The sequence below is a fragment of the Streptomyces sp. R41 genome (assembly GCF_041053055.1).
Classification (GTDB): Bacteria; Actinomycetota; Actinomycetes; order Streptomycetales; family Streptomycetaceae; genus Streptomyces.
In genome coordinates this window covers 5,547,221-5,560,752 of sequence record NZ_CP163443.1, presented here as the reverse complement: position 1 = coordinate 5,560,752, position 13,532 = coordinate 5,547,221, and the positions used below count along the sequence as shown (strand labels likewise).

At 69.3% G+C, this 13,532-nt stretch carries 12 protein-coding genes and 1 tRNA gene; 10 read left to right on the top strand and 3 right to left on the bottom strand.

What is annotated here, in order from left to right:
* Positions 1–124: 124 nt before the first annotated feature.
* From AB5J53_RS25530 to AB5J53_RS25495, 8 genes are all read left to right on the top strand, one after another.
* Positions 125–1,582, top strand: a complete 1,458-nt coding sequence (locus AB5J53_RS25530; RefSeq protein WP_369247980.1) for an FG-GAP-like repeat-containing protein — start codon at positions 125–127, stop codon at positions 1,580–1,582.
* Positions 1,583–1,805: 223 nt separating this feature from the next.
* A complete protein-coding gene (locus AB5J53_RS25525) occupies positions 1,806–3,308 on the top strand; it encodes an FG-GAP and VCBS repeat-containing protein (RefSeq protein WP_369247979.1) in 1,503 nt (500 codons plus the stop codon).
* 205 nt (positions 3,309–3,513) lie between these two features.
* Entirely contained in the window at positions 3,514–4,854 is a 1,341-nt protein-coding gene (locus AB5J53_RS25520) for an FG-GAP-like repeat-containing protein (protein ID WP_369247978.1), read from the top strand.
* Between the two features lie 94 nt (positions 4,855–4,948).
* A complete protein-coding gene (locus AB5J53_RS25515) occupies positions 4,949–6,385 on the top strand; it encodes an FG-GAP-like repeat-containing protein (protein WP_369247977.1) in 1,437 nt (478 codons plus the stop codon).
* Positions 6,386–6,418: 33 nt separating this feature from the next.
* Positions 6,419–7,861: an integrin-like protein gene (locus AB5J53_RS25510; protein ID WP_369247976.1), complete on the top strand. Its 1,443-nt coding sequence runs from the start codon at positions 6,419–6,421 to the stop codon at positions 7,859–7,861.
* Positions 7,862–7,881: 20 nt separating this feature from the next.
* On the top strand, positions 7,882–8,103 hold the full coding sequence (locus tag AB5J53_RS25505; RefSeq protein WP_369247975.1) for an FG-GAP repeat protein: 222 nt from the start codon (positions 7,882–7,884) through the stop codon (positions 8,101–8,103).
* A 32-nt stretch (positions 8,104–8,135) separates the two neighbouring features.
* Entirely contained in the window at positions 8,136–9,485 is a 1,350-nt protein-coding gene (locus AB5J53_RS25500) for an FG-GAP and VCBS repeat-containing protein (protein WP_369247974.1), read from the top strand.
* An 82-nt stretch (positions 9,486–9,567) separates the two neighbouring features.
* Positions 9,568–10,575 carry a Yip1 family protein gene (locus tag AB5J53_RS25495; protein WP_369247973.1) on the top strand — a complete coding sequence of 336 codons (1,008 nt, stop codon included), beginning with the start codon at positions 9,568–9,570 and terminating at the stop codon, positions 10,573–10,575.
* A 111-nt stretch (positions 10,576–10,686) separates the two neighbouring features.
* Here the strand turns inward: AB5J53_RS25495 and AB5J53_RS25490 are convergent, their stop codons facing one another.
* Positions 10,687–11,184, bottom strand: coding sequence for a hypothetical protein (locus AB5J53_RS25490; RefSeq protein WP_369247972.1), 498 nt, complete (start codon positions 11,182–11,184; stop codon positions 10,687–10,689).
* A 259-nt stretch (positions 11,185–11,443) separates the two neighbouring features.
* Here AB5J53_RS25490 and AB5J53_RS25485 point away from each other — a divergent pair, with 259 nt between their 5' ends.
* Entirely contained in the window at positions 11,444–11,701 is a 258-nt protein-coding gene (locus AB5J53_RS25485; protein WP_369247971.1) for a hypothetical protein, read from the top strand.
* Between the two features lie 123 nt (positions 11,702–11,824).
* On the opposite strand, the gene AB5J53_RS25480 is transcribed toward AB5J53_RS25485, so the two are convergent.
* Together AB5J53_RS25480 and dcd are read right to left on the bottom strand one after the other, a co-directional pair.
* Entirely contained in the window at positions 11,825–12,334 is a 510-nt protein-coding gene (locus tag AB5J53_RS25480) for a phosphoribosyltransferase (RefSeq protein WP_369252459.1), read from the bottom strand.
* Positions 12,335–12,344: 10 nt separating this feature from the next.
* Positions 12,345–12,920 carry a dCTP deaminase gene (dcd, locus tag AB5J53_RS25475; protein WP_369247970.1) on the bottom strand — a complete coding sequence of 192 codons (576 nt, stop codon included), beginning with the start codon at positions 12,918–12,920 and terminating at the stop codon, positions 12,345–12,347.
* A 524-nt stretch (positions 12,921–13,444) separates the two neighbouring features.
* Here dcd and AB5J53_RS25470 point away from each other — a divergent pair.
* Positions 13,445–13,515, top strand: a tRNA-Gly gene (locus AB5J53_RS25470).
* Positions 13,516–13,532 lie beyond the last annotated feature (17 nt).

Below are 13,532 nucleotides of genomic sequence, written 5' to 3'. Positions count from 1 at the left end.
CACAGGAACCTCAAAGATTGACCGAACACACGTACAACCGTTGCGCAACACCGAAGGTCTCCTGATCGCCCATCGACTGCGGATGCCCCTGCCGGGCATCCCCGCATGCCGCAGGAGATCCCGCATGCACAAGCACCACCCGCGACTCGCCCTCGCGGCGGCCACCGCCGCCGCGCTGACGGGCGGTCTGCTCACGTTCGCGGCCGCGCCGGCGACGGCCGCGAGCGCTTCCCGCTCCTACCGGGCGGACTTCAACGGCGACGGCTACGGCGACGTCGCGTTCGCCGCGCCGTACGCGACGGTCGGCGGCAAGGTCCTGGCCGGTTATGTGGCCGTGGTCTACGGCGGCTCCAGCGGCCTCAACCCCGCCAAGCGCACGGTCGTCAGCCAGAACACCGCGGGCGTGCCCGGCACCGCCGAGGAGGAGGACTTCTTCGGCGAGGCGCTCGCGGTGGGCGACCTCAACGGCGATGGCTACACCGACCTCGCGGTCGGCGCCCCCGGCGAGGACGTCGGTTCGGACACCGACGGCGGCTCCGTCACCGTGCTGTGGGGCTCGTCCAGCGGCATCAAGAACGGCACCACGGTCAAGGACCCGGCCGCCGCCTCGCACGACGAGTGGGGCCGCCGGCTGACCGCGGGCGACTTCAACGGCGACGGCAAGGCCGACCTGGCCGTCGCCACCAGCGCCTCGCACGCGTACGTCGTCAAGGGCCGCTTCACCACCACCGGCACGACCGGCGGCACGCAGAAGATCGACCTTCCCGATAAGGCCAAATACGGCATCGACGCGATGGCGGCGGGCGACACCAATGGCGACAAGAAGGCCGACCTCGTCCTCACCTACCGCACGGCCCTCAACTCCGACGGCTCGGGCGACTGGACCAAGGGCGTCGCGTACCTCGGCACCTCCTCCGGCCTGGAGACCTCGGTGCCGCGTCCGCTGAACGGTGGCACCTCCATCGCGCTCGGCGACATCAACGGCGACGGCTACGACGAGATCGCCCTCGGCAACGTCTTCACCAAGGAGCAGGGTCACGAGGGCAGCCCCGGCGGCAAGGTCGTCGTCATCCGGGGTTCCGAAGGCGGCCCGATCAACGGTGACATCCCGATGGCTCAACTCACCCAGGACTCCGAAGGCGTTCCCGGTGCCGACGAGGCCGGGGACGGCTTCGGCGCCTCGGTCTCCATCGCTGACGTCAACGGCGACGGCTACGGCGAACTGGCCATCGGCGTCGTCTTCGAGGACATCGGCACGAGGAAGGACACCGGCTCCACCGTGGTGCTGACCGGCTACGCGCTCAAGGGCGGCCGCGCGATCTCGCAGGACACCTACAACGTCCCCGGCTCCCCCGAGTCCATGGACTACTTCGGCTCCGACGTCCTCCTGTCGGACGTCAACAAGGACGGCCACGCCGACTTCACCGTCGCCGCCGGCTTCGAGGACGAGGGCGTCGGCGCGATCACCGCACTGCAAGGCTCCGCGGGCGGCGTCACCACCGCCGGTGCCCGCTCCTTCGGCCCGGGCACCTTCGGCCTGTCCCGCGCCTACGGCTCGTTCGGCACCGGCCTCATCGGCTGACCTGCCGAAGGCGGCTCCTTTGTGGGGCGTCGAGCTCCGGCCCGGCGCCCCACCAGCCACGAGAATTTACCGAACTCACGTACAACCCTTGAGCCCCAGCGTTGGTCTCCTGATCGCCGACCAACCGTGAACCCGAGGACAACTCCCGGCAAACACGGACGGTCCGCACCCCATCGACTGTGGATGCCCGCCAGCATCCCCGCATGCCGCAGGAGAACCCCGCATGCACAAGCAGCACCCGCACCACCGGTCCCACCTGCGACTCGCCCTCGCGACGGCCACCGCGGCCGCGCTGACGGGCGGTCTGCTCACCTTCTCGGCCGCGACGGCGACCGCCGCGGACTCGTTCAAGACGGCGAAGGCCGACTTCAACGGCGACGGCATCGGTGATGTCGCCGCGTCTGCGCCGGGCGCCTACGTCAGCGGCCACGCCGACGCGGGCCAGATCGTCGTGCTCTACGGCACCTCCACCGGCGTATCGTCCGCCAAGCGCTCGACGATCAGCCAGAACACCACCGGCGTCCCGGGCACCGCCGAGGCCGGCGACGGCTTCAGCGCCGAGACCGCGTACGCGGACTTCAACGGCGACGGTTACGACGACCTCGCGGTGGCCTCCCCGTACGAGAAGGTCGGCACCGACACCAACGGCGGCGCCCTCGCCATCCTCTGGGGCTCCGCGAGCGGCCTCACCGGCAAGAGCGTCGACGTGCCCGACCCGGCCGCCTCCTCGCACGACTACTGGGGCAAGGACCTGGCCGCCGGCGACTTCGACGGCGACGGCAAGGCCGACCTGGCCGTCGGCAGCTCGTCGAACACCATCTACGTGTACAAGGGCGGCTTCAGCACCAGCGGTACGCCGGGCGGCCGCTCCACGATCAAGCCCCCGATCCAGTCGGGCACCAACGACTACCCCTTCGGCCCGATGAGCCTCACCGCCGGTGACGTGAACGGCGACGGCCGCACCGACCTGATCGTCGACGGCTACGAGACCCAGACCGACTACGGCTGGAACACCAACTACTACGTGCCCGGCACCGCGAGCGGTCTCAGCGTCGCGTCCGCCCAGGCCCTCAAGCCCGGCATCATCACGGCCATAGGCGACATCAACGGCGACGGCTTCGGCGACATCGTCAGCGGCGCGGGCTGGGACAGCACCACCTCCGACGGCACGCCCGTCCCGGACGCCGCCAACGGCGGCAAGGTGAACATCACCTACGGCTCCGCGTCCGGCCCGGCCGGCACCTCCGGCATCACCCAGAACACCGGCAACGTGCCCGGCACCTCGGAGAAGGGCGACGCCTTCGGCTGGGACCTCGACATGGGCGACATCAACGGCGACGGCTTCCAGGACCTCGTCGTCAGCGCCCCGGACGAGGACATCGACGGCGTCAGCAACACCGGCATGGTCACCGTCCTGTACGGCTCCGCGAGCGGCGTCAAGGTCTCCTCCGGCGTGCAGTCCTTCGCCCAGAGCACCGCGGGCGTCCCCGGCAACGACGAGAAGAGCGACCTCTTCGGCGCGGACGTCAAGCTCGACGACGTCACCGGTGACGGCAAGGCCGATCTGATCGTCGGCTCGTACGAGAACAGCGCCAACGGCGCGGTGACCTACCTGCCGTCCAACGGCACGACGATCACCACGAGCGGCTCGCGCACCATCTCGCCGAGCACCTCAGGCGTCTCCACGTCGGGCACCCCGGAGTTCGGCGCCCTCTTCGCCGACTGAGCCGCCTGCCTTCCGTTCTCGCCGGGCGCGGTCTCCGCGCCCGGCGAGAGCCTCGGGCGGCGCGGTCCGGTCCCTGCCCCGCCACGGCGCCCTGCCCGACGGCCACCGGCTCGACCGGCCTTCGCCCGTCCACGACCGGCGTCTCGACGACGGGCACCCCCGGCCACGGCACGGCTCTGAACGGCTGACCTCAAAGGAGCACCCCATGCGCAGACGTACCTCCGCGACCCTGGCCGCCTCCCTGCTGGCAGCGGGCCTCACCCCGCTCGCACTGAGCGCCCCGGCCTCCGCCGCCGTCGCGAAGCACTACGACGACTTCAACGGCGACGGCTACCGCGATGTCGCGTACGTCGGTTACAACCGGGACGGCCATGTGGGCGGCGCCGTCACCGTCGTCTACGGGACCGCGAGCGGCCTGAACACCTCGCACCCCCAGGTCATCGACCAGGACAGCGCCGGTGTCCCCGGCTCCGGCGAGGAAGACGACATGTTCGGCGAATCGCTCGCGAGCGCCGACCTCAATAAGGACGGCTACGCGGACCTCGTCGTCGGCAACCCCATGGAGCACGTGGGCAGCGTGAAATACCGCGGCACGGTCACCATCGTGTGGGGCTCCGGCTCCGGCCTGTCGGGCGGCACCAACGTCGCCCCGAAATCCGGTGCCGGCGGCCACTTCGGCCGCGATCTCGCCACCGGCGACTTCAACGGCGACGGCTCGCCCGACCTCGCGGTGATCGGCGGCGAGGAGGCGAGGCTGTACCGCGGCTCCTTCAGCAAGTCCGGCTCCACCGGCACCGTCAGCAAGATCGACAAGGTGGACGCGGGCTGGTACTCGTACGGGCTCGCGGCCGGCAAGGTCAACGGCGACGGCAAGACCGACCTGGTGGTCCTCGGCACCCAGTTCTCCGGCAACGAGCCGATCAGCCGCGTCTGGTTCCTCAAGGGCACCTCCGGGGGCCTGACGTCGGGCGCGTCCAAGACGCTCGACAGCGACGCCACGACCGCCGCCGTCGGCGACTTCGACAAGGACGGCTACGGCGACATCGCCCTCGGCCAGCCCGACCGCAGCACCGGCAGGGGCGCGGTCACCGTCTGGCGCGGCACCTCGTCCGGCCCCAGCGGCTCGACCGCCTTCACCCAGGCCACCTCCGGCGTCTCCGGCACGCCCGAGCCCTACGACGACTTCGGGTACGCCGTCTCGGCCGCCGACACCAACGGCGACGGCTACGCGGACCTCGCGGTCGGCGTCCCGCACGAGGACGTCGACGGCACCGAGGACCAGGGCGGCGTGCACCTGTTCCGCGGCGGTTCCGGCGGCCTGAGCGGCGCCCGCTCCTCCTGGATCCCGCAGACGGTGACGGGCGCGGACGGCTCCAACGCGTCCTTCGGCTACACGCTCCACCTGCGGGACCTGAACGCCGACGGCAAGGCGGAGCTGGGCGTGGGCACGGCGGGCGTCGCACTGGTGCTGCGCGGCACCTCCACCACCCCGACGGCGTCCGGTGCCGTGACACTGCCCGACTTCGGCGGCAGCTTCCTCGACTGACTTCTGTCGTGCCGGGCCGGGTCGAAAGGCCCGGCCCATCCTTCGTGAACCTCCAGCATCGTGAACCTCCTGAATTCGTGAACGGGGAACCCCCATGCGCAAGCGCACCCTCCTCCTGGCCGCGACCCTGACCAGCGGCCTGCTCACCGCCCTGCCCGCGGCCACCGCCTCCGCCGCGCCCTCAGGCCTGTCCGGCGACTTCAACGGCGACGGTTACCGCGACCTCGCGATCGCCGCGCCCATCGCCAAGGTCTCCACCAAGTCCGGCGCCGGTTACGTGGCGGTCGTCTACGGCACGGCGAGCGGCCTCGACACCTCCAAGCGGCAGATCATCAGCCAGGCCACGGACGGCATTCCGGGCACCCCGGAGTCGTACGACTACTTCGGCGACCGTCTGACCACGGGCGACATGGACGGCGACGGCTACACGGACATCGTCGTCGGCGTGCACAGCGAGAAGATCGGCTCGACCGACTCGTACGGCGCTCTGACGGTGCTGTGGGGCGGCGCGGACGGCGTGAAGTCCGGCACCGACATCTCCTCGCCGCTGCCGCAGTACCGCAACGAGCTCGGCTGGCAGATCGCGGCCGGCGACTTCGACGGCGACGGCCACACCGACCTGGCCGCCGCCAACAACTCCACGCCCGCCCTGAACATCTTCCGCGGCCCCATCTCCCGTACGGGCACGGCGGCTTCACTCGTCGGCATCGACACGGTCGACCAGACCACCATCTACCCGGACGGACTCGTCGCGGGCGAGGTCAACGGCGACGGCAAGACCGACCTCCTGGTCATGGGCCAGGAGGAGACCAGCACCGGCGACTCCCGCACCCGCAGCGCCCTCTACCTCGGTTCGGCCACCGGCCCGAAGTACAGCAAGAAGCTCGCGGGCGGCTACGCGGGCACCATCGCCGACGTCGACAAGGACGGCTACGGCGACATCGTCACCGGCAACTTCATGGAGAAGTCGACGACCGAGCCGAACGGCGGGCTGGGCGGCGCGATCACGATCACGTACGGCGCGTCCGGCGGCCTCAGCACCCGTACGCCGGTCCGTATCACCCAGGACACCACCGGCGTCCCCGGCACCGGCGAGAAGAACGACGGCTTCGGCTGGAGCCTGTCGTCGGGCGACACCAACGGCGACGGTTACGCCGACGTCGTGATCGGCTCCGACAGCGAGAGCCTCGGCTCGGTGAACGACGCCGGCCAGGTCACGGTCCTGCGCGGTTCCGCCTCCGGCCTGACCGGCACCGGCTCGAAGTCCTACTCGCAGGACACCACGAACGTCCCCGGCACCGCCGAGGCCTACGACTACTTCGGCGACGCGGTCTTCCTCACGGACGCGAACGCCGACGGCCGCGCGGAACTGGCGGTCGGTGCCCGCGGCGAGAACGGCGGCGACGGCGCGGTCTGGCTCTTCAAGTCCACCAGCTCCGGCACCACGGCCACCGGTTCCAAGTCCTTCGGCAGCACGACGCTGGGCGGGCCGTCGGGAGACGCGTACTTCGGGAACGTCTTCGCGGGCTGACACCCCCCACGTACGACGATGGAGAACTCCCTTATGCGTAAACACACTTCGGTGGCGTTCGCAGCCCTTCTCGCCGCGGGCCTCACCCCCCTCACCCTTTCGACCCCCGCCTCCGCCGCGCCCGCCAAGTACGCGGACGACTTCAACGGGGACGGCTACCGCGACCTCGCCATAGGCATGCCCGAGAAGACCATCGACGGGAAGAAGCGCGCCGGTGCGGTCCTGGTGACCTTCGGGTCCTCGTCGGGCCTCACCGCCAAGCATGTCTACGTCACTCAGAACTCGGCCGGGGTCCCCGGCTCGGCGGAGGCGGAAGACCTCTTCGGCACGGACCTGTCCAGCGGGGACCTGGACGGTGACGGATACGCGGACCTCCTCGTCACGAGCGAGGCGGAGAGCATCGGCGACCTGTCCGCACGCGGATCGGTCACGGTGCTGTGGGGAGGCCCCACGCCTTTCCGCAGCGGCACGGTCCTGCCCACCGGCCTCTCGTACGCTTACCAGTTCTTCGGCTCCGACACCGTGGTCGGCGACTTCGTGGGCGACGCGTCACCGGACATCGTGGTCGCGGACTCCGGGAGCCTGTGGCTGTACGAGGGCGGATTCAGCCGTACTTCCGTCCCGTCCCCGTCCTACGTCAGCACTCAAGGTGACAATGCGATCGGTTTCGGGCAGCTCGCTGCCGGGGACTTCACGGGCGGCGGCAAGGACGAGCTGGCCGTGACCCGCCCGGCCGCGACCGTGATCTACACCGCCGGGGACGCGAGCACGCCCACGCCCGACGATTTCTCCAACCGCCAGACCCTCGCCGGCGGAAACACGGTCGCGGCCGGGGACCTCAACAGAGACGGCCGCGACGACCTCGCCATCGGTCTGTCCAACCCACGCCTCGACGACAACGGGCTCAACGACCCCAGCGGCAAAGCCGGTTACGTGATGGTCCACTACGGGGCGGCCGGCTACGAGGGCGGGCTGAGCACGGAGCGCCACACCTACCACCAGGGCACATCGGGCATCCCCGGCAGCAACGAGTCGGAGGACGAGTTCGGCGCCGTGCTGTCCATCGGCGACGTCACCGGCGACGGCCGGGCCGAGCTCGCCATCGGCGTCCCGTACGAGTCGCTGGACGGCGCTTTCCGCGGCGGTGACGTCCTGCTGCTCCGCGGCGCGTCGGGCGGACTGACCACCACGGGTGCCAAGCGCTTCTCCCAGAACACCTCCGGCATCCCGGGCACCGCCGAGAACAACGACGCCTTCGGCTCCCAACTCCGGCTCGCCGACTTCAACGGAAACGGCAAGGCCGATCTCGCGGTCTCCGCGCCGTACGAGAACCCGTACAACAACGAGGGCAGTGGAGCCATTTGGCAGCTTCACGGAACCAGCTCGGCCCTCTCCACCAGCGGTGCCGACGTGTTCGGCCCGGAGGAATACGGCATCGCGCGGGGCGCCGGTCTCGGCACCGCCCTGAACGGCTGAAGCCGACGAAGGACCCCCACGTGCGCAAACGTGCGCTGACAGCCCTCGCCGACCCCAACGGCGACGGCCACGCGGACCTCGCCGTCGGCGCCGACGGCGAGAACGACGCAGACGGCGCCCTGTGGACTCTGCGCGGCGTGTCCTCCGGCATCACCCCGGCGAACGCGGTCACCTTCGGCCCGTCGTCGGCGGGCGTCTCGACGTCGGGCCGCCCGCAGTTCGGCTTCGCGCTGCTCCACTAACCCCCCTTTTCCCAGTCAGGAACCACACACGTATGAAGATCCCCCTCCGCACCACCCTGGCCACCGCGACAGCGGTGGCCCTCACCGGCGGCCTGCTCACCCTGGCCACCGCCGCTCCGGCGGGTGCGGCCGCCGCCAAGTACGCGGACGACTTCAATGGGGACGGATACCGGGACTACGCGGTCGCCTCCCTCGGCGACAACTTGGGCGGCGGCATCAGCGTCACCTTCGGCACAGCCGCCGGCCCGGGCACCAAGACCCAATTCATCGACCAGTCGAGCGCCGGCGTCCCCGGCTCCGACGAGACCGACGACATGTTCGGTGAGGTCCGTGCGGCCGCCGATTTCAACGCCGACGGATACGGCGACCTCGCGGTGGCCGCGCTCGGCGAGGACGTCGACGGCCGCGCGGACCAGGGCGCGGTGACCGTGCTGTGGGGCAGCGCGAACGGCCTCTCCGGTGGCACGACGATTCCGAACAAGGCCGCCAAGCAGTCCTACGGCTCCATGGGCCACGACCTCGCCACGGGCGACTTCAACGGGGACGGCAAGCAGGACCTGGCCGTCGTCAACGCGTCCAAGACATATGTCTACAGCGGCTCCATCACCCGCTCCGGCGTCTCCGGCTCGGTCACGGTCCTGGACAAGGAGTCGTCCGTCTTCGACTCCAGCTCCCTGATCGCGGGCAAGGTGAACGGCGACTCCAAGACCGACCTCGTCATCGTCGGCGACGCCTGGTCCGCCTCCTCCGGCGAGCACGCGGACGCCTGGTTCATCAAGGGCGGATCCACGCTCACGTCCGGCAAGACCCTCAGCCTCAACCCCGACGGCGGCTGGGGCGGCGACGGAGTCATCGCCGACTTCGACAAGGACGGCTACGGCGACGTGGCCATCGGAACCCCCGCATACTCTGGCTACAAGGGCCGCGTATCGCTCTGGTACGGCTCCTCAACGGGCCCCTCCACCAGCGCCCGCATCAGCCAGTCCACGAGCGGCGTCGCGGGCACACCGGAGAACGACGACTCTTTCGGAGCAAGTGTGTCGGCCGCCGACGTCAACGGCGACGGCTACAAGGACCTGGCGGTCGGCGTGTACGGGGAAACGATCGACGGCAAGGAGTACGCGGGCGCGGTACATGTGCTGCGCGGCGGCGTGTCCGGTGTCACGGGTACGGGTTCGAAGTGGTTCGCCCGCGACACGTCCGGCGTGCCCGGTGCGCTGGAGGCCGACGACATGTTCGGCTACGTCGTACGGCTCCGCGACGCCGACCTGTACGTGAGCGGAACCGAGGGATCGTTGCGGCTGCCCGGCTCCGCGTCGGGGGTGACGACGACGGGCGTCGCGTCAGTGGACACGTCGCTCATCGACGGGATGCTGCAGTAGACGTCGGTTCCACCATGGCACCGCGAGCGAGTACGCACGGTGTTCGCTCCCCGTAGGGGACCCTTGGAAATCCCCCTAGGTGATGTCACAGATAGGCCCCAATGCCGGGTCCGTTCCCCCGGGCCCGGCACGTGACTCTGCGGGACCAGGTACGTTCGATTACGTGGCTGGATTCAGGATCGGACGCGGCGGCCGGGACAACCGTGCACCGCAAGCGCGACCGCAACAACACCGACCGTCGTACGGGCAGCAGGCACCGCAGGGAGGCCAGCAGCCGCCGTACGGCTATCCGGCTGCGCCGTCGCAGCCGCAGTACGGGGGGCAGCAGTACGGCGGTCAGGCCTACGGCGGGCAGCAGGGCGGCTGGCCCCAGGGCGGCAACGGCGGCCAGGGCGAGCCGGAGTACTTCGGCGACGGGCACCCGCAGCAGGGCCCGGACCCGTACGCGGCCAACAGCCCCGGACACACGCAGGCGTTCTCGATCGGCGAGGACCCCTACAGCCAGGGCGAGACCTACCGTGCCGGCCAGGCGGCAGCCCCGCCGGTGGGCCCCCGCCTGCACTGGAAGGACCTGCTCAGGGGCATCGTCCTGTCCCCCAACCAGACCTTCCTGCAGATGCGCGACTACACGATGTGGGCCCCGGCCCTGATCGTGACGTTCATCTACGGCCTGCTCGCGGTCTTCGGCTTCGACGGAGCCCGCCAGGACGCGATAAACGCCACCCTCTCCAACGCGGTCCCCATCGTCCTGACGACGGGGATCGCCATCGTCATCAGCACCTTCATCCTGGGCGTGGTCACCCACACCCTGGCCCGCCAGCTCGGCGGCGACGGCGCCTGGCAGCCCACGGTCGGCCTCTCCATGCTGATCATGTCCCTCACGGACGCCCCGCGCCTGCTCGTCGCCATGTTCTTCGGCGGCGACGCGTCCTTCGTCCAGCTCCTCGGCTGGGCCACCTGGGTCGCGGCGGGCGCCCTGCTGACCCTCATGGTCAGCAAGTCCCACGACCTCCCGTGGCCGAAGGCGCTCGGCGCGTCAGCCATCCAGCTGATCGCGATCGTGTCGATCATCAAGCTGGGCACGTTCTAGTACTCCTCGCGAGTACCAGCCAGTACTTCTCGTACGTACGAGAGAGAGGGGCTTCCGGCACAGCGCCGGAAGCCCCTCTCTTTGTCCGTACAACCCTGGCGGTGGCTGCGGTCACGTGCCGCGGCGCTGGTCCTGGACAGCCTTCATGAGGTCCTCGATGGCGGACTGGGTGTCACGGTCACGCGCGTCATCGATCGCTTCGAGAGCGGCGGCCGCGGCCTGACGAATGTGGTGGGGAAGCCCGTCGGCGGCGGTGAGGTGGTAGGCGGCCTTACGGCGCGCCGCGCGCTCGGCGGGGTCTACTGCGTCGGGGCCGGACAGCGGGAAGACGGAGGTCCTGTACGCGGATATCTCCAGCACCACCATGTCCGCGATTCCGTCGGCGTACCCGAGCGCGGCGGCCTTCCCCTGTCCTTCCCGAATGGTTGCGATCATTTGACGGCGGGACAGGACCGTGCCCAGGGCGGCGCCGCCTCCCATGGAAAGGGCGCAGGTGACGGCGAGGAACGGCCCGTCCCAGACGAAGCCGGTGAGTGCTCCGAGGCCCGCGAGCGTGACGGTCCATCCGGCCGCCGTCCGGGAGCTCATCTGCTCGGGTGTGGTGTCCATGGTGGGAGTTTCCCAGCCGGTACTGCCGGCCCGGCCCCCGGCCTCGGATCTCGGGCAGCCACTCCCGGAACGCCGGCCGCACAGACTGTTGTCGGTCGAGCTTCAGTGGCGAGTTCCGCGACGCCCAGCAGCGAGGCACCTCGACGCACGGTAGGCAGAAGCAACCCTTCCGGGTGCGCGGCAGTCTTACCAGGCGTCGTGCTCAGAGGGCGACATCTGTCGATTCGTACGGGTAAACCGACTGGAAAGGGCGCACTCCATGGAGCTCGATCCCACCTTCTGCCTGGACGTTCCGGAGGGTTTCGACGACTCGGACGCTGAGACTGGGGTGCATCCCATAGCCAGGAAGCTGTTCCCGGCCACAACTGCAGCGGAGGCTTTCAAGAAAGCCCATGAGTGGGTGCGGGAACACAGAATCCGCCTGGCAGACGTGTCGTGGGATTTCTTCCACGACGAGGACGAGCCCTACTGCCTGAGCATCTATTTCGTCTTCGAGCTGGATCCCGAAGACACCTGACGACGACTGTGCGGTACCTAGACCCCACGAGTAGCAGCAGGGATCATCCCGATGTCGGGTCCGTCGCTTGTTCCGAAGCCGACGCTGGTCCTCAGCCCCAGGTCAGAGGGGATCAGCCCCAGGTCAGAGGGCTTCCTTCGATGGTGTGACCGGCTCCCCGGACTTGCGTACCACAGGCAAAACACTCCACGGGAAGTTGATCCACTCATCGGTGCGCTTCCACACGTACTCGCACTTCACGAGCGAGTGGGACTTCTCGTAGATCACGGCGCTGCGGACCTCGGCGACGGTGTCGACGCAGAAGTCGTGCACGAGCTTGAGCGTCTTGCCGGTGTCGGCGACGTCGTCGGTGATCAGGACTTTCTTCTGGGAGAAGTCGATGGCGTTGGGAACGGGCGCCAGCATGACGGGCATCGGAAGGGTGGTCCCGACGCCCGTGTAGAACTCCACGTTCACCAGGTGGATGTTCTTGCAGTCGAGGGCGTAGGCGAGCCCGCCCGCGACGAAGACACCGCCGCGGGCGATGGAGAGCACTATGTCGGGCTCGTACCCGTCGTCGGCGATGGCCTGGGCGAGCTCGCGAACCGCGGTCCCGAACCCCTCGTAGGTGAGATTCTCACGCACCTGGGACATGCTCACGCCCTCACACCTGGGTCCGATGGAAGTTGAGGAAGGACCGGGAGGCGGTCGGCCCACGCTGCCCCTGGTAGCGGGATCCGTACCGGTCGCTGCCGTACGGGAACTCGGCCGGCGAGCTGAGCCGGAACATGCACAGCTGCCCGATCTTCATGCCCGGCCACAGCTTGATGGGAAGCGTCGCGAGGTTGGACAGCTCAAGGGTCACGTGCCCGGAGAAGCCGGGGTCGATGAACCCGGCGGTGGAGTGGGTGACGAGCCCGAGCCGCCCGAGCGAGCTCTTCCCCTCGAGCCTCGAGGCAAGATCGTCGGGCAGCGTGATGACCTCGTACGTCGAGGCGAGCACGAACTCCCCGGGGTGGAGGATGAACGGCTCATCGCCGTCGGGCTCGACGAGCCGCGTCAGATCCGCCTGCTCGATGGCGGGATCGATATGGGGGTAGCGGTGATTCTCGAACACCCGGAAGTAGCGGTCGAGCCGCACGTCGATGCTCGACGGCTGCACCATGGATTCGTCGTAGGGATCGATCCGGACCCGCCCGGCGTCGATCTCGGCCCGGATGTCCTTGTCTGAGAGAAGCACGCCCCGAGGATACGCAAGGCGCGCGGACCGGCCACAATCGTGACGGTCCGCGCGCCTGCCCACGTCGGCGTGAACGCTTCTGTTTCCTGCCCCTACTGCTTTTCCAACTCCACCGGAACGACGTTCCGGAGCCGCGCACACCGCGGACACCGGATCAACCGACCGGGACCGAGCCGCTCGGCCTGCTGCATCGGGAACGAAGCGGTGCTGAACACGTGCCCCTCGGCACAACGGACGACGGTGCGCTCCATCAAGTCCTCAGAGTCCCTTCCCCAAGAGCCTTCGTCACGCACTGGCGTGACTGACGACGAAAGCCACATTACGGGATGAAAAGGACGGCTCTCCAGGCGGCACTCCGGTCCCGCCCAGACCCTCTTCCACGCCTCCACCGTACGCCCCAACTCCGGTGCCCCGCAGCCGCATCCACTCTCCGAAACGCGACCGGGCCCCACGGCTTCCGCGCCGGGGGCCAGGCATGAGGTAGAGTGAGCGAGCATTCGGCACCGGCTCAACCGGCGTCTTACGCGGGTGTAGTTTAATGGTAGAACATCAGCTTCCCAAGCTGAGAGCGCGAGTTCGATTCTCGTCACCCGCTCTTCTCAAAGCCCCAGG